Annotated in this window: 14 protein-coding genes; 10 read left to right on the top strand and 4 right to left on the bottom strand. The window is 71.4% G+C overall.

Annotated features, from left to right (window positions below):
- Positions 1-3 precede the first annotated feature (3 nt).
- Positions 4-558: a YceI family protein gene (locus tag STRCI_RS10580; protein ID WP_269658623.1), complete on the bottom strand. Its 555-nt coding sequence runs from the start codon at positions 556-558 to the stop codon at positions 4-6.
- Between the two features lie 100 nt (positions 559-658).
- Here STRCI_RS10580 and STRCI_RS10575 point away from each other — a divergent pair, with 100 nt between their 5' ends.
- Positions 659-1,513, top strand: a complete 855-nt coding sequence (locus STRCI_RS10575) for a helix-turn-helix domain-containing protein (protein WP_269658622.1) — start codon at positions 659-661, stop codon at positions 1,511-1,513.
- Here the strand turns inward: STRCI_RS10575 and STRCI_RS10570 are convergent.
- Positions 1,503-2,426, bottom strand: a complete 924-nt coding sequence (locus STRCI_RS10570) for a carbohydrate kinase family protein (RefSeq protein ID WP_269658621.1) — start codon at positions 2,424-2,426, stop codon at positions 1,503-1,505. The two genes, STRCI_RS10575 and STRCI_RS10570, sit on opposite strands and share 11 nt — an antisense overlap.
- Positions 2,423-3,457, bottom strand: coding sequence for a LacI family DNA-binding transcriptional regulator (locus tag STRCI_RS10565; RefSeq protein WP_269658620.1), 1,035 nt, complete (start codon positions 3,455-3,457; stop codon positions 2,423-2,425). Before STRCI_RS10565 ends, STRCI_RS10570 begins: the two co-directional genes overlap by 4 nt.
- Positions 3,458-3,643: 186 nt before the next feature.
- Here STRCI_RS10565 and STRCI_RS10560 point away from each other — a divergent pair, with 186 nt between their 5' ends.
- On the top strand, positions 3,644-4,072 hold the full coding sequence (locus tag STRCI_RS10560; RefSeq protein WP_269658619.1) for a Rieske (2Fe-2S) protein: 429 nt from the start codon (positions 3,644-3,646) through the stop codon (positions 4,070-4,072).
- A 16-nt stretch (positions 4,073-4,088) separates the two neighbouring features.
- On the opposite strand, the gene STRCI_RS10555 is transcribed toward STRCI_RS10560, so the two are convergent.
- Positions 4,089-5,081 (bottom strand): hypothetical protein, encoded by a 993-nt coding sequence (locus STRCI_RS10555; protein ID WP_269658618.1) that lies wholly within the window; start codon positions 5,079-5,081, stop codon positions 4,089-4,091.
- Positions 5,082-5,271: 190 nt separating this feature from the next.
- Here STRCI_RS10555 and uvrC point away from each other — a divergent pair, with 190 nt between their 5' ends.
- From uvrC to tpiA, 8 genes are all read left to right on the top strand, one after another.
- The gene (uvrC, locus tag STRCI_RS10550; RefSeq protein ID WP_269658617.1) at positions 5,272-7,335 is read left to right on the top strand and encodes an excinuclease ABC subunit UvrC; all 2,064 of its coding nucleotides are present in this window, start codon (positions 5,272-5,274) and stop codon (positions 7,333-7,335) included.
- A complete protein-coding gene (gene rapZ / locus STRCI_RS10545; protein WP_269658616.1) occupies positions 7,332-8,336 on the top strand; it encodes an RNase adapter RapZ in 1,005 nt (334 codons plus the stop codon). The genes uvrC and rapZ overlap by 4 nt, the downstream gene beginning before the upstream one ends.
- A complete protein-coding gene (locus tag STRCI_RS10540) occupies positions 8,333-9,400 on the top strand; it encodes a gluconeogenesis factor YvcK family protein (protein ID WP_269658615.1) in 1,068 nt (355 codons plus the stop codon). The genes rapZ and STRCI_RS10540 overlap by 4 nt, the downstream gene beginning before the upstream one ends.
- Positions 9,391-10,380 (top strand): DNA-binding protein WhiA, encoded by a 990-nt coding sequence (gene whiA / locus STRCI_RS10535; RefSeq protein WP_269658614.1) that lies wholly within the window; start codon positions 9,391-9,393, stop codon positions 10,378-10,380. Before STRCI_RS10540 ends, whiA begins: the two co-directional genes overlap by 10 nt.
- Before the next feature lie 145 nt (positions 10,381-10,525).
- Entirely contained in the window at positions 10,526-13,480 is a 2,955-nt protein-coding gene (locus STRCI_RS10530; protein ID WP_269658613.1) for a M14 family metallopeptidase, read from the top strand.
- A gap of 228 nt (positions 13,481-13,708) precedes the next feature.
- Positions 13,709-14,716 (top strand): type I glyceraldehyde-3-phosphate dehydrogenase, encoded by a 1,008-nt coding sequence (gap, locus tag STRCI_RS10525; protein WP_269658612.1) that lies wholly within the window; start codon positions 13,709-13,711, stop codon positions 14,714-14,716.
- A 134-nt stretch (positions 14,717-14,850) separates the two neighbouring features.
- Complete coding sequence (locus STRCI_RS10520; RefSeq protein ID WP_269658611.1) at positions 14,851-16,062, top strand: phosphoglycerate kinase; 1,212 nt, start codon at positions 14,851-14,853, stop codon at positions 16,060-16,062.
- A gap of 6 nt (positions 16,063-16,068) precedes the next feature.
- Positions 16,069-16,845 carry a triose-phosphate isomerase gene (tpiA, locus tag STRCI_RS10515; protein WP_269658610.1) on the top strand — a complete coding sequence of 259 codons (777 nt, stop codon included), beginning with the start codon at positions 16,069-16,071 and terminating at the stop codon, positions 16,843-16,845.
- Positions 16,846-16,907 lie beyond the last annotated feature (62 nt).

Here is a 16,907-nt window from a genome sequence, read left to right as displayed (position 1 = left end):
CGTTCACTTGCCCTCGGGCTCCATGAACTCCATGTCCAGCTGGATCTTCACCACATCGCTGAGCATCCCGCGGCCGAAGTCGAGCCCGAAGTCGCTGCGCCGGATCTCGCCCGTCGCCTCGAACCCGGCGTGCCGCCTGCCGTCGAAGTCGCCCACCCCGCCGAACTCCACGGCCAGCGTCACCGGACGGGTCACCTCCCCGATGGTCAGCTCACCCTCCATCGACCAGTCCTCGCCCGAGCCCGTCACCCGGGTCGAGCGGAAGGTCATCGTCGGCCGCTTCTCCACGTCCAGCAGATCCGCGGCGCGGGTGTGCGCGTCACGATCGGAGTTCCCGGTGTCGATCGAGGCGAGCGCGATCTCGGCGGTCACCTGGATCTCCTCGGCCCGCTCGCCGACGTACAGCTCGGCGGTCACCTCGCGGAAGCGGCCGCGCACCTTGGCGATCCCGAGATGGCGGATGGTGAAGTTGACGGCCGAGTGCAGCGGGTCGAAGGGCCACTGGCCGGGGGCGAGCGGCAGGGTCACGGTGGTGGTCGGGGCGTTGTCCTGAGTCATGCCTCCACCCTGCGGCGGCCGCGGCGGGGGAGGGAGGCCGCGTCGAGGGTGGTAGTGGGAGGGCCACGATCCGGTGCGGGCCGCGCGGTACGTTGCCAGGGTGAGCGAGAACGAACTGGGAGCCTTCCTGCGCAGCCGCCGCGAGGCCGTGGAGCCCGCCGCGGTCGGGCTGCCCACCGGACCGCGCCGCCGCACCCCGGGCCTGCGCCGCGCCGAGCTGGCCACCCTCGCGGGTGTCAGCGTCGAGTACGTCACCCGCCTCGAACAGGGCCGTGACCGCAACCCCTCGCCGCAGGTCCTCGGCGCCCTCGGGGACGCCCTCCAGCTCACCGTGCCGGACCGGGTCCTGCTGCGCCGCCTCGCCAAGGAGGCCGCCGGCGGCCGTCCGTCCTGCGCCCAGGCCGTCCCGCCCACACTGACCGTCCGGCCCGGTTTGCGGGCCATGCTCGACCGCCTGGAACCCACCCCGGCCGTGCTGCTCAACTGGATCGGCGACATCATCGCGTTCACGCGGGGCTACGAACGGCTCGTCCGCCCGCTCGGCCTGCTCGACCCTGACCAGCCCAACCTGCTGCGGTACGTCTTCACCGACGCGCGCGCCCGCACCGCGTTCCCCGGCTGGCAGGGGCTGGCCGACGAACAGGTCGCCCATCTGCGCGACCAGGCCGCCCTGAAGGACCCGTACGTGGCCGCGCTCGCCGACGAGCTGACGATCACCGCGGGCGCCGCCTTCAGCGACCGCCTCGCCGCGGCGCCCGCCATGCCCCGGCGCACCGGATCCGATGTCGTCGTCCACCCCGAGGCGGGCACCCTGCGGCTGACCTTCGAGACGCTCGCGCTCCCCGACGACGGGCAGCGCATGGTCGTCCACCTGCCCGCCGACGAGGCCACCGCCGCCGCGCTCGACCGCCTCAACGGCCGCACCCCGGGGGGATTGCGCGCGGTCAGCGGGTGAGGGGTACGTCGGCCAGTTCGGCGGCGTACGGCGGTTCCGCGCCCGCGCGTGAGCAGGTGATCGCCGCCGCGCGTGCCGCGAAGCGCAGCAGGCCGGTCCAGTCGTCCGTGCCGAGCCGCGCCACCGCCTGAGGGGACAGCGCGTCGCGGACGGCGAGACCGTGCAGCAGGGCCGCGTTCACGGTGTCCCCGGCCCCGATGGTGTCCACGACCTCGACCTTCTCGCCCGGTACGGAGTGCTCCGCGCCGTCGCGGGTGAAGACGCTGAGCCCGTCACCGCCGTGGGTGACCACCACGGCCGCGGGGCCCTCGGCCAGCCACGCGCGCGGGGTGCCGCCGAGCCACTCGGCGTCCTCCTCGGACAGCTTCAGCAGCGACACCGAGGGCAGCCAGCCGCGGAAGCGGGCCCGGTAGGCGTCCGGGTCGGGGATCAGCCCCGGGCGGATGTTGGGGTCGAGGGCCGTGAACACGCCCCGCGCGGAGGCGGCACGCAGCAGCTCCTCGTAGGCGGTGGCGCCCGGTTCCAGGACCAGCGAACAGGTCCCGAAGGACACCGCGCGGGTGCCCTCGGGCAGCGCGGCGGGCGCACTGAACAGGCGGTCGGCGGTGCCGTCGACGTAGAAGGAGTAGGCGGCCGAGCCGCCCTCGTCGACGGTGGCGACCGCGAGCGTCGTCGGCTCGGACCCACGCTGCACGTGCGACACGTCGACCCCGGCCCGCCGCAGCCCGTCGAGCAGGGCCTCGCCGAAGGCGTCGTGGGAGGTGCGAGAGCAGAAGGCGGTGGGGGAGCCGAGGCGGCCGAGGGCGACGGCCGTGTTGAAGGGGCCGCCGCCTAGCGCCGGGCGCAGGCTCGCGAGGGCACCCGTGCCCTGCGCCACCAGGTCGATCAGGGCCTCACCGGCGACGACGATCACGGGACGGTTCCTTTCGCCGGCGGCTGTTCGGGGCAGCCGCACGAGGTGCGGTGGACGAAGGCGCAGTCGAGCCGCACGGTCCGGGCGGGCCGGTCGGGCTCGGCGAGCCGGTCCAGGAGGACGCGCACGGCGCGGGCGCCGAGTTCCTTGCTGGGCTGGGCGATCGCGGTGAGCCGGGGTTCGAAGAGGTCGGCCCAGTCGAAGTCGTCGAAGCAGCACAGGGCGATGTCGCCGGGCACGGACAGGCCGCGGGCGCGCAGGGCACGCAGGGCGCCGATGGTCATCGCGTTGTTGGCGGTCACCAGGGCCGTGGGCGGCGCGGCGAGGGAGAGCAGGGCCGCGGTGGCGCGTTCGGCTCCGGCGGACTCCGAGTCGCCGTGCACGACCAGCCGCTCGTCGTGGGCGAGTCCGGCGTGCGCGAGCCCGTGCCGGTAGCCGGTGATCCGCTCGCGGGTGGTGCTGAGCCCGGGGAGTCCCGCGACCAGTCCGATCCGCCGGTGGCCCAGCTCCGCGAGATGGGTGACCAGCCGGGTCGTCGGCTCGGCGCTCTCCGCGCAGACCTGGTCCACGTGCGGTCCCGCGTCCTGCACCAGCCGGTCCAGGAACACGGAGGGGACGGAGTGCCGGCGCAGGTAGGCCAGGAGGCCGCCCGGGTCGGCGGAGGGAGCGACGATCATGCCGTCCACGCGCCGCTCGTGCAGCAGCTGGACGACCTTGCGCTCGTGCTCGGGATCGTCGTGCGGATCGGCGATGAGCAGGCTGTAGCCGTGCTCCAGGGCACCGGCCTCGACGCCCTGGAGGATCTCCGTGAAGTACGGATTGCTGATCGCCGACACCGCAAGGCCGATCGAGCGGGTGCGCGCGGTCACCAGGGAGCGGGCCAGGGAGTTCGGGGTGTAGCCGAGCCGGTCGATGGCGTCCAGGACGGCCTGGCGGGTGTGCGGGAGCACCGGGCGGGTGTCGTTGAGGACGTGCGAGACGGTCGCCACGGAGACGCCCGCGTCCCGGGCCACGTCGGCCATGGTCGCCATCGCGCATCTCCCTCTCCGGGCGGTGTCCGTCGCTGCTTCTGGCCGGGAAGGTATCGCATCCGGCCGTGGACGTAAACGCTTGCGCAAACGTTTACGTCCTCATCTCTCGGAGCCGCCCCCCGCCCGGCCTCGCCGTCCCCGGCCGGTATCGTCGCCGTGCCCGCCCTCTGACCTGTGGAGATCCGCATGCCCGGCCGCCCGACCCCGTCCCGTCGAACCGTGCTGCGCGGAGCGGCCCTCACCCCCGTCGCCGGGCTGGGCCTCGCCGCGTGCTCACCGGGTGGGGAGACGACGGACGCCGAACCGACCGCACCGGTCGACCTGGGCGCGGAGAGCGAGGTCACCAAGGGCGGCGCGAAGCTGTACCGGGATCACAACGTGGTCGTCAGCCGGGACGCGAACGGCACCCTGAAGGCGTACAGCACGATCTGCACGCACGCGCTGTGCCCCATCAACAAGCTGGAGGGGACCAGGCTCATCTGCCCCTGCCACGGCAGCGAGTTCGACGCCACGAACGGCGAGGTGCTGCACGAGCCGGCCAGCGTGCCCCTGAAGGAGCTGCCGGTGGAGGCGAAGAACGGGCGGATCGTGGCGGGACCGGCGACCACCGCCTGAGCGGCCTTCGGGGCGCTCAGTCCCAGTCCCACCCGATTCCCACGATCCCGGTCCGCAGCCGTGGCTCGACGAGGTGGGCAGAGTGGTGCAGCGGGCTGAGCGGGAGCGCCTGACGGCCGCTGCGCGGGGCCGCCGCCGAGTGCTGCACGAACCGGTGACAGCGCACCGGGAGCCGGCTCCCCTCGAAGCCGACCTGGAGCGCGTACTGGCCGCCCGCGAGACCGAACCCGCGCGCGTACTCGCGGGACACCCCGGCCGTGCCGTCCTCGACGGCGTGCCGGAAGAGGAAGGTGTCGCCGGAGCGCAGCCGGGTGTCGAAGAGCAGCTCGGCGACGAGGACACCAGTGTCGTGGTGCAGCCGGACCCGGCCCGTGCGGCAGTTCTCCAGGGCCTGTACACGCATGAGCTCTGGCGTGCAGCCGGGGTCGCCGTGGTAGACGGCAAGGAAGCGGTCGACGCCGTCCCGGTGGGCGCGCACGATGTGGTGCGCCTCGCGGTCCACGAGCTCGCGCCGGGCGCCGATCCGTACCCGCTCGTGCAGTCCGAGGGTGTGCAGCCCGCCGTCGGCCGGGGCGTCCAGCTCGGCGAGCAGCCCCGCCAGGACGCCGTCGGCCTCGACGAGGGAGCGGTAGGAGCGGGCCGCGGGCCGACGCTCCGCGGTGCCTTCGTCGACGTCGGCGAGGAGCCGGATCAGGGACTCCTCCGGCAGCTGGAGGATCTCCTCCAGCGCGCGCACCGCGCGGAGCGACTCGGGTCGCTGTGGTCTGCGGGCGCCCTGCTGCCAGTAACTCAGGCTGGTGACGCCGACCTTGACCCCGCGGCGCGACAGATGGTGCTGCACGCGTTGCAGCGGCAGCCCGCGCGCGGCGATGGCGGCCCGCAGGGCGACGTGGAAGGGGCCGCCGTTGAGCACCGAGTCGAGTTCCGGGTCCGGTATCGCGTCCCCGGCCACGTCCGGCTCCGCGGTGGCGACGGCGGCGACGTCCGCGTGCTGAGGGGCGTGCGGCATGCAGGGGCCTTTCTGTGAAGCGTTCACGACGGCTGGTCGGGCCGTGCGTGCGGGCGCGGTGGGCGCCCGCCCCGAGTTCCCCCGCATTGAAGCGTGTTGACCAAGCCCCGACAACACCTGAAGCGGTGCCTTCCCCGCCGTTGTCCACAGCCCCGTCGCGCTGTCACCCCTCGCCAGTAGGGTGTGAAACATGGCCGACCCCTCCAGCTACCGCCCCAGGCCGGGACAGATCCCGGACTCCCCCGGGGTCTATCGCTTCCGCGACGAGCACCGCCGGGTGATCTACGTCGGAAAGGCGAAGAGCCTGCGCCAGCGCCTGGCGAACTACTTCCAGGACCTGGCCGGACTGCATCCGCGCACCCGGACGATGGTCACTACGGCCGCGTCCGTGGAGTGGACGGTGGTGTCCACGGAGGTCGAGGCGCTCCAGCTGGAGTACTCCTGGATCAAGGAGTACGACCCCCGGTTCAACGTCAAGTACCGCGATGACAAGAGCTACCCCTACCTCGCGGTGACGCTGAACGAGGAGTTCCCGCGCGTGCAGGTGATGCGCGGTCACAAGAAGAAGGGCGTGCGCTACTTCGGGCCGTACGGCCACGCGTGGGCGATCCGCGACACTGTCGACCTCCTGCTCCGCGTCTTCCCGGTGCGCACCTGCTCGGCCGGGGTCTTCAAGAACGCCGCCCGCACCGACCGCCCCTGTCTGCTCGGCTACATCGGCAAGTGCTCCGCGCCCTGCGTGGGCCGTGTCTCGCCCGGGGAACACCGGGAACTCGCCGAGGAGTTCTGCGACTTCATGGCCGGGCGCACCGGCACCTATCTGCGCCGCCTGGAGAAGCAGATGATGCTGGCGGCCGACGAGCTGGAGTACGAGCGGGCCGCCCGGCTGCGCGACGACATCGGGGCCCTGAAGAAGGCCATGGAGAAGAGCGCGGTCGTGCTCGCCGACGCGACCGACGCCGACCTGATCGCCGTCGCCGAGGACGAGCTGGAGGCGGCCGTGCAGATCTTCCACGTCCGCGGCGGACGCGTGCGCGGCCAGCGCGGCTGGGTCACCGACAAGGTCGAGGAGATCACCACCGGCGCCCTCGTCGAACACGCCCTCCAGCAGCTCTACGGCGAGGAGAGCGGGGATTCCGTGCCGAAGGAGGTCCTCGTCCCGGCCCTGCCCGAGCCGGTGGAGCCGGTCCAGCAGTGGCTCACCGAGCGCCGCGGGTCGAACGTCTCGCTGCGCATTCCGCAGCGCGGCGACAAGAAGGCGCTGATGGAGACCGTCGAGCGCAACGCCCAGCAGGCCCTCGTCCTGCACAAGACCAAGCGGGCCTCCGACCTGACCACGCGCTCGCGCGCGCTGGAGGAGATCGCCGACGCCCTCGGCCTGGACAGCGCCCCGCTGCGCATCGAGTGCTACGACATCTCCCATCTCCAGGGCGACGACGTCGTGGCCTCCATGGTCGTCTTCGAGGACGGCCTGCAGCGCAAGGGCGAGTACCGCCGCTTCCAGATCAAGGGCTTCGCCGGCCAGGACGACGTGCGGTCCATGCACGAGGTGATCTCCCGCCGCTTCAAGCGGTACATCGCCGAGAAGGAGAAGACCGGCGAGTGGGTGGACGAGGAGTCCGCGGAGGTCCTGGACAACGGCCTCAAGGACGACGACGGCCGCCCCAGGAAGTTCGCCTACCCGCCCCAGCTCGTCGTCGTCGACGGCGGGCAGCCCCAGGTCGCCGCCGCCAAGAAGGCCCTGGACGAGCTGGGCATCGACGACATCGCCGTATGCGGGCTGGCCAAGCGGCTGGAGGAGGTCTGGCTGCCCGGCGAGGACGACCCCGTGGTCCTGCCCCGCACCAGCGAGGGCCTGTATCTGCTCCAGCGGGTCCGTGACGAGGCCCACCGCTTCGCGATCACCTATCAGCGCGCCAAGCGCGCCAAGCGCTTCCGGTCCAGCCCGCTGGACGACGTCCCCGGGCTCGGCGAGACCCGCAAACAGGCGCTGATCAAGCACTTCGGTTCGGTGAAGAGGCTTCGATCGGCGACAATCGACCAGATCTGTGAGGTTCCGGGCATAGGCCGTAAAACGGCCGAGACCATTGCCGCGGCCTTCGCCCAGGCGGCCCCGGCCGCGCCCGCCGTGAACACGGCGACTGGAGAGATCATGGAAGACATGGAGGACGGGGCGCCCGAGACGACCGCGGGCACCCCGGGGGAGTCCGTGACCGCGGGCACCCCGGACGAACGACGGGGGCAGGAGACATGACCGAGCAGGACAAGCAACCAGCGGCGGAGCGAGATCAGGCCCATCAGGACATGGGCGATGATGGCACCGCACAGCAGTCACCCGAGGAAAACGGAGCACAGGTGAGTACGGCCGGCGAGGCAGCCGCGGTCCCCGAGGCCGCCATCCCCGAACTGGTGATCATCTCCGGCATGTCCGGAGCGGGCCGCTCGACCGCCGCGAAGTGTCTGGAGGACCTCGGCTGGTTCGTCGTCGACAACCTGCCGCCGGCGCTGATCCCCACCATGGTGGAGCTCGGCGCCCGCTCCCAGGGCAACGTGGCCCGGATCGCGGTCGTCGTCGACGTCCGTGGCCGCCGCTTCTTCGACAACCTCCGCGAGTCGCTCGCCGACCTCGACACCCGGGGCGTCACCCGGCGCATCGTCTTCCTGGAGTCCTCCGACGACGCCCTGGTGCGCCGCTTCGAGTCGGTGCGGCGCCCGCACCCCCTCCAGGGCGACGGCCGGATCGTCGACGGCATCGCCGCCGAGCGCGAGCTGCTGCGCGAGCTGCGCGGCGACGCCGACCTGGTCATCGACACCTCCAGCCTCAACGTGCACGAGCTGCGCGCCAAGATGGACGCCCAGTTCGCGGGCGAGGAGGAGCCCGAGCTGCGGGCCACCGTGATGTCCTTCGGCTTCAAGTACGGCCTGCCCGTCGACGCCGACCTCGTCGTCGACATGCGCTTCCTGCCCAACCCGCACTGGGTCCCGGAGCTGCGCCCGTACACCGGCCTGAACGAGGAGGTGGCGGCGTACGTCCTCAACCAGCCCGGCGCCAAGGAGTTCCTCGACCGGTACACCGAGCTGCTCCAGCTGATTGCCGCGGGCTACCGTCGTGAGGGCAAGCGCTATGTGACCATCGCGGTCGGCTGCACCGGTGGCAAGCACCGTTCGGTGGCCACCTCTGAGAAGCTCGCCGCGCGGCTCGCCGCGCAGGGTGTGGAGACGGTGGTCGTACACCGGGACATGGGACGCGAATGACAGGACGTACACCCCGGCTGATCAGGGTGGGCCGGGGGGCGCCGGAGAGCCGGATCGGCCGCCCCGGCACGGCCCGCGGCGGCCGGCCGCGCCGCCGGGGCACCCAGCCCAAGGTCGTCGCCCTCGGCGGCGGCATGGGGCTGTCCGCCTCGCTCGCCGCGCTGCGCCGGATCACCGGCGACCTCACCGCCGTGGTCACCGTGGCCGACGACGGCGGCTCCAGCGGGCGCCTGCGCGACGAGCTGGGCGTCCTGCCGCCCGGCGACCTGCGCAAGGCGCTGGCCGCGCTGTGCGGCGACGACGACTGGGGACAGACCTGGTCCCGGGTGATCCAGCACCGCTTCCACTCCAAGGGCGACCTGCACGACCACGCGGTCGGCAACCTGCTGATCGTCGCCCTGTGGGAACAGCTCGGCGACCATGTCCAGGCCCTGGACCTGGTCGGCAAGCTGCTCGGCGCGCACGGGCGCGTGCTGCCCATGTCCGCCGTACCGCTTGAGCTCCAGGCGCTGGTCAAGGGGCACGATCCGGAGCGGCCCGAGGACGTGGACACCGTGCTCGGCCAGGCCACCGTGGCGCTCACCCCCGGTGAGGTGCAGTCCGTGCACCTCGTGCCGCACGGCCCGCCCGCCGTCCCCGAGGCCGTCGCGGCGGTCCTCGACGCCGACTGGGTGGTACTGGGTCCCGGGTCCTGGTTCTCCTCGGTCATCCCGCACCTCCTCGTGCCCGAGCTGCTGGACGCGCTGACCGAGACCAAGGCGCGCCGGGTACTCTCGCTGAACCTCGCCCCGCAGCCCGGAGAAACCGAAGGCTTCTCCCCGCAGCGTCATTTGGAGGTTTTGGGACGACACGCCCCTAAACTCGCCCTGGACGTGGTGCTGGCCGACGAGGCCGCCGTGCCCGACCGCGAGGTGCTCACCGAGGCCGCCAAACGGTTCGGGGCCGCGGTCGAGCTGGCTCCGGTCGCCCGGAGGGACGGAACTCCGCGGCACGACCCGGAGCTGCTGGCCGCCGCGTACGACCGTATTTTTCGGATGCATGGAAGGATCGGCCCATGGCGATGACGGCAGCGGTGAAGGACGAGATCTCCCGGCTCCCCGTCACCCGTACCTGCTGCAGGAAGGCGGAGGTCTCCGCCATTCTGCGGTTCGCCGGCGGCCTCCACCTGGTCAGCGGGCGGATCGTGATCGAGGCGGAGCTGGACACCGCGATGGCGGCCCGCCGGCTCAAGCGGGACATCCTGGAGATCTTCGGCCACAGCTCCGAGCTGATCGTGATGGCACCGGGCGGACTGCGCCGCGGCTCGCGTTACGTCGTCCGGGTCGTGGCCGGCGGTGACCAGCTGGCCCGGCAGACCGGCCTGGTCGACGGGCGGGGCCGCCCGATCCGCGGTCTGCCCCCGCAGGTCGTCTCCGGCGCCACCTGTGACGCCGAGGCCGCCTGGCGCGGTGCCTTCCTGGCCCACGGCTCGCTCACCGAGCCCGGCCGCTCCTCCTCCCTGGAGGTGACCTGCCCGGGTCCCGAGGCAGCGCTCGCGCTCGTCGGTGCCGCGCGCCGGCTGTCCATCGCCGCGAAGGCCCGCGAGGTGCGCGGCGTGGACCGCGTGGTCGTCCGCGACGGCGACGCGATCGGCGCTCTGCTGACCCGGCTCGGCGCGCATGAGTCCGTGCTGGCCTGGGAGGAGCGGCGGATGCGCCGCGAGGTCCGGGCCACGGCGAACCGGCTCGCCAACTTCGACGACGCCAACCTCCGCCGCTCCGCGCGCGCGGCCGTCGCCGCCGGTGCCCGCGTCCAGCGCGCCCTGGAGATCCTCGGCGAGGAGGTCCCCGAGCACCTCGCCGCCGCCGGACGCCTGCGCATGGAGCACAAGCAGGCCTCCCTGGAGGAGCTGGGCGCGCTCGCCGACCCGCCGCTCACCAAGGACGCCGTGGCCGGCCGGATCCGCAGGCTGCTCGCGATGGCCGACAAGCGCGCCCAGGACCTCGGCGTCCCGGGCACCGAGTCCAGCCTCACCGAGGAGATGGCCGACAACCTCGTCGGCTGACGCCCGCTCACCACGCCGGTGGCCGCGCCCACTTGGGCGACGGCCACCGGCGTTTTCGTGTCTTGAGGCACCCTTGACTCGATCATGGAGTGTCATGAGCCTGGCATCTGTTCGCTGACGTGGCGAACCCACACCAGGGGGGTTCATGAGACACAGAGCGAGATCGATCCTCGCTGTCGGCGCGCTCCTGATCGGCGGAGCGAGCTTCGCACCCATCGCCCAGGCACAGAACGGCAGTTCGGACACCGCAGACCCGGACGAGGTCAAGGTGTTCCGCGCCGAGGTCACCAAGCAGCAGATCCCGCTGTTGCTGGCCGCCGGACAGGACGGCCATGAACTCAGTGCGCAGGCGCCCGAGAAGGGCACCGCCACGATCGAGGTCTACCTCACCGACACCCAGGCCGAGAAGCTGGAGAAACAGGGCGTCGAGCTCACCGAGCACACCCTCTCCGCCAAGGCCGAGCAGCGCGTCGAGGCGGCCGCCGAGGGCGTGTTCCGTCCCTACAGCGGCAGCGGTGGCCTGAAGGAGGAGATCCTCCGGGCCGGCCAGGAGAACCCCGGCCTCACCAAGGTCGTCTCCATCGGGAAGACCGTCACCGGCCAGGACATCCTCGCGCTGAAGCTCACCAAGAACGCCAAGAGGTCCGAGGACGGCGCCAAGCCCGCCGTGCTGTACATGTCCAACCAGCACGCGCGTGAGTGGATCACCCCGGAGATGACCCGGCGGCTGATGCACCACTACCTGGACAACTACCGGACCGACCGGCGCGTCAAGAAGATCGTCGACAGCACCGAGCTGTGGTTCGTGCTCTCGGCCAACCCCGACGGCTACGACTACACCTTCCAGGACGACGGCGACCGCCAGTGGCGCAAGAACCTGAAGGACGTCAACGCCGACGGCGTCATCGGCACCGGCGACGGAGTCGACCTCAACCGCAACTTCTCCTACAAGTGGGGCTACGACGACGAGGGTTCGTCCCCCAACCCCACCAGCCAGACCTACCGCGGCGACGCCCCGGGCTCGGAGCCGGAGACCAAGGCGATCGACGCCCTCCAGAAGCGCATCGGCTTCGCACTCGGCATCAACTACCACTCGGCCGCCGAACTCCTCCTCTACGGCGTCGGCTGGCAGGTGGCCACCAGCACCCCGGACGATGTCCTCTACCAGGCACTCGCCGGAACCCCCGACGACTCCGCGATCCCGGGTTACCACCCGCAGGTCTCCTCGGAGCTGTACACCACCAACGGCGAGGCGGACGGACACGCCGCCAACGTCAACGGCCTGGCGATGTTCACCCCCGAGATGTCGACCTGCCAGACTGCCTCGAACGTCGACCCGAACGACGCCTGGCTCCCCGGCGACTGCCGGTCGATCTTCACCTTCCCGGACGACGAGAAGCTGATCCAGCAGGAGTTCACCAAGAACGTCCCGTTCGCGCTCTCCGTCGCCGAGTCCGCCGCCCACCCCGACCAGCCGGTCTCCTCCGTCGGCCGGCAGGCCGCCGACTTCACCCCGGCGCCGTTCACCACGTCGTACTCCCGCGGCGCCGACCAGGAGATCTCCGTCGTCGCACGCAAGGCGCTGCGCGACAAGGAGCTCAAGTACCGCGTCAACGGCGGCCGCACGCACGACATGGCGCTGCGGCCCTGGAAGGGCGGGGAGACCTACGGCGGTGAGGACAACCTCTACTTCGACGAGTACCGCGCCAAGGCCGCCGACGGCGACCAGGGCGACCGGGTCGAGGTCTGGTTCACCGGCGAGACCAGGAGCGGCAAGAAGGTCTCCAGCGAGCACTTCACCTACACCGTCGCCGAACGGCCGCGCGCGGACGTCCTCGTCGTGGCCGAGGAAGGCGTGGCCGCGACCCAGGCGCGGACCTACGTCGACGCGCTCAAGGCCAACGGCCACAAGGCGGTCGTCTGGGACGTCGCCACGCAGGGAGCGCCGGACGCGCTCGGCGTGCTCGGCCACTTCGACACCGTCGTCCACTACACCGGCGCCGGAGTCCCCGGCAACGCCACCCAGCTCCAGCTGCGCGCCTTCCTCAACGAGGGCGGCAAGCTGATCGAGGCCGGCGAGCAGGCGGGCGGCAGCGTCGACCTCGGCGGCGGCAACCCGTCCAACGACTTCAGCCAGTACTACCTCGGCGCCTACAGCCGTACGTCGCTGCCCGGGGCCACCGCCTTCGAGGGCTCCGGCGAACTCGCGGGCGCCCAGGGCGCGCTGGCCGGGGCGCCGGGCAACCCGCTGAACGCGGCCGGGTCCTACAGCGTCACCTCAGAGACCCTGCCCGCGGACAGGTTCCCGCAGTTCGCGAGCGCCGGAGCGGGAGGCTACCCGGGCACGGTCAACCCGTACGGCCCGTACGAGGGCAGCTTCATGGCGGCCGTCACCCACAGCGACTACGCCTGGAACCGCCTCACCCGCACCGTCGACCTCACCTCGGTGACCGCCGCGGACGCGCCCAAGCTGCGCACCCGCATGCTGTGGAGCACCGAGCCGGGCTACGACCACGCCGTACTGGAGGCCCGTACCGCGGGTGGTGACGACTGGACCACGCTGCCGGACCTGGGCGGCGCGACCAGCACCGCGGTGCCCGAGGAGTGCTCGGCCGGGTACTTCATCCAGGCACACCCCGCGCTCAAGCGGTACCTGACGCTCGGCGCCGGGGCCTGCACCCCGTCCGGCACCAGCGGCTCCTGGAACAGCTTCACCGGCGCCTCGGCCGGCTGGCAGGAGGTCTCCTTCGATCTGTCCGCCTACGCGGGCCGGACCGTGGAGCTCTCGCTCGGCTACATCACCGACCCCGGCTCCGGCGGCCGCGGTGTCCTCGTCGACAACGCCTCCGTCGTGATCGCCGGCAGCGCGACCCAGACCGAGGGCTTCGAGACGTCGCTCGGCGCCTGGAGCACCCCCGGCCCGCCCGCGGGCAGCCCCGCGGTCGTCAAGGACTGGGCCCGCGTGGGCCGGCTCTTCCAGACGTACGGCGCGGTCACCACACACGACACCGTGCTGCTGGGCTTCGGCCTGGAGCACGTGGTCGCCCCGGCCGACCGGGCGGCCCTGATCGGCAAGGCGCTCGACGCCCTCGACGGGTGAGATCTGGACTCCGGCCGTCCGAACTCTCCGTAAGGCAACGGTGACAGGACGGTGAAGGCCGGGGGCGGTCCGTACCCCTACTGGCGGGTACGGACCGCCTGCCCGTGTATGCGGCATCTCGATGTCACCACGGGGCCTTCAGGGAGGTAGGGTCGTAGGCGGTCGGGGACATCCCAAATACAGCTCGCCGGCACCGCATGGCCGGCGTACCAACGAGGAGATCGGTTCGTGACGATCCGCGTAGGCATCAACGGCTTCGGCCGCATCGGTCGTAACTACTTCCGCGCGCTCCTGGAGCAGGGTGCTGACATCGAGATCGTGGCTGTCAACGACCTGGGTGACACCGCGACCACTGCGCATCTGCTGAAGTACGACACGATCCTGGGCCGCCTCAAGGCAGAGGTCACCCACACCGCCGACACGATCACGGTCGACGGCCACACCATCAAGGTGCTGTCCGAGCGCAACCCCGCCGACATCCCGTGGGGCGAGCTGGGCGTCGACATCGTCATCGAGTCGACGGGCATCTTCACGAAGAAGGCCGACGCCGAGAAGCACATCGCCGGCGGCGCCAAGAAGGTCCTCATCTCGGCTCCGGCCTCCGACGAGGACATCACCATCGTGATGGGCGTCAACCAGGACAAGTACGACGCGGCCAACCACCACGTCATCTCCAACGCCTCCTGCACCACCAACTGTGTGGCGCCGATGGCGAAGGTCCTCGACGAGAACTTCGGCATCGTCAAGGGTCTGATGACCACGGTCCACGCGTACACCAACGACCAGCGCATCCTGGACTTCCCGCACAAGGACCTGCGTCGCGCCCGCGCCGCCGCGGAGAACATCATTCCGACCACGACGGGTGCCGCCAAGGCCACCGCCCTGGTCCTCCCGCAGCTCAAGGGCAAGCTGGACGGCATCGCCATGCGCGTGCCGGTCCCGACGGGTTCCGCCACCGACCTGGTCGTGGAGCTCGAGCGCGAGGTCACCAAGGACGAGGTCAACGCCGCGTTCAAGAAGGCCTCCGAGGGCGAGCTTCAGGGCTACCTGTCCTACACGGAGGACGCGATCGTCTCCTCCGACATCGTCAGCGACCCGGCCTCCTGCACCTTCGACTCCTCCCTGACCATGGTCCAGGAGGGCAAGTCGGTGAAGATCCTCGGCTGGTACGACAACGAGTGGGGCTACTCCAACCGCCTCGTCGACCTCACGGTCTTCGTCGGCAACCAGCTCTGATCCCCGGAGCAGGCACCTCGATGTGACAGCAGGGCTCGGGCGGCGCAGGGACGCGCCGCCCGGGCCCTGACTCACGTACGGACCAGCTCTCTTAGGATCACGAGCATCACGCACACTTCTCGGGAGCCCTCTCAATGAAGACGATCGACGAACTTCTCGCCGAAGGCGTCGCAGGCAAGCGGGTCTTCGTCCGCGCCGACCTGAACGTGCCGCTGGATGGCACCACGATCACCGACGACGGCCGTATCCGCGCCGTCCTGCCCACCGTCAAGGCCCTCGCCGAGGCGGGCGCCCGCGTGGTCGTGGCCTCCCACCTGGGCCGCCCCAAGGGCGCCCCGGACCCGGCCTTCACTCTTGCCCCGGCCGCCGCGCGGCTCGGTGAACTCCTCGGCGCCGAGGTGGCCTTCGCGACCGACACGGTCGGGGAGTCCGCCACCGCCACGGTCGCCGGACTCGCCGACGGCCGCGTCGCGGTCATCGAGAACCTGCGCTTCAACGCCGGCGAGACCAGCAAGGACGACGCCGAGCGCGACGCCTTCGCCGGGCAGCTCGCCGCCCTCGCCGACATCTACGTCGGTGACGGCTTCGGCGCGGTGCACCGCAAGCACGCCTCGGTGTACGACCTCCCCGGCAAGCTGCCGCACTACGCCGGCTACCTCATCGCCACCGAGGTCGGTGTGCTGAAGAAGCTCACCGACGAGGTCCAGCGGCCCTACGCCGTGGCCCTCGGCGGCTCCAAGGTCTCCGACAAGCTGGCCGTCATCGACCAGCTGCTCGGCAAGGCCGACCGCATCCTCATCGGCGGCGGCATGGCCTTCACCTTCCTCAAGGCCAAGGGCTACGAGGTCGGCACCTCGCTGCTCCAGGAGGACCAGATCCCGGCCGTCACCGAGTACCTGGAGCGCGCCGAGAAGCTGGGCGTCGAGCTGGTGCTCCCGGTCGACGTCGTGGTCTCCCCGGGCTTCCCGGACCTGAAGGCCAAGGCGCCCACCGAGCACTCGGCCGTCGACGCGGACAAGATGCCCGAGGGCCAGCTCGGCCTGGACATCGGCCCGAGGACCGGCGAGCTGTACGCCGCCAAGCTCACCGACGCCGCGACCGTCTTCTGGAACGGTCCCATGGGCGTCTTCGAGCACCCCGACTACGCCGAGGGCACCAGGGCGGTCGCCCAGGCCCTCGTCGACTCGGACGGATTCACCGTCGTCGGCGGCGGAGACTCCGCCGCAGCCGTGCGCACGCTCGGCTTCGACGAGAACGCATTCGGCCACATCTCGACCGGTGGCGGCGCCTCCCTCGAATACCTCGAGGGCAAGACGCTCCCCGGCCTCGCCGCACTGGAGGACTGACCCTCAATGAGCACCCGTACGCCGCTGATGGCGGGCAACTGGAAGATGAACCTCAACCACCTTGAGGCCATCGCCCACGTCCAGAAGCTCGCCTTCGCCCTCGCGGACAAGGACTACGAGGCCGTCGAGGTCGCCGTCCTGCCGCCCTTCACCGACCTGCGCTCCGTGCAGACCCTGGTCGACGGCGACAAGCTGAAGATCAAGTACGGCGCCCAGGACATCTCGGCGCAGGACTCCGGCGCCTACACCGGCGAGATCTCCGGCCCGATGCTGGCCAAGCTGAAGTGCACGTACGTGGCCATCGGCCACTCCGAGCGCCGCCAGTACCACAACGAGACCGACGAGATCGTCAACGCCAAGGTCAAGGCCGCCTACAAGCACGGCCTGACCCCGATCCTGTGCGTCGGCGAGGAGCTGGACGTCCGCGAGGCGGGCAACCACGTCTCCCACACCCTCGCCCAGGTCGAGGGCGGTCTGAAGGACCTCCCGGCCGAGCAGGCCGAGACCATCGTGATCGCCTACGAGCCCGTCTGGGCCATCGGTACCGGCAAGGTCTGCGGCGCCGGGGACGCCCAGGAGGTCTGCGCGGCCATTCGCGGCAAGCTCGCCGAGCTGTACTCGCAGGGCGTGGCCGACAAGATCCGCATCCAGTACGGCGGCTCGGTGAAGTCCGGCAACGTCGCCGAGATCATGGCGCAGGCCGACATCGACGGCGCCCTGGTCGGCGGTGCCTCGCTCGACGCCGACGAGTTCGTCAAGATCGTGCGCTTCCGCGACCAGTGAGTATGCGGTAGCGGCGATCCGTCGTACCCTTGCGGGGGCACAGCCTGGAGGCTGTGCCCCTG

Origin of the sequence: Streptomyces cinnabarinus, assembly GCF_027270315.1 — a bacterium.
Taxonomy (GTDB): Bacteria; Actinomycetota; Actinomycetes; order Streptomycetales; family Streptomycetaceae; genus Streptomyces; species Streptomyces cinnabarinus.
Note: the sequence above shows the minus strand (reverse complement) of the source record. Positions and strands in the feature narration are given on the sequence as shown.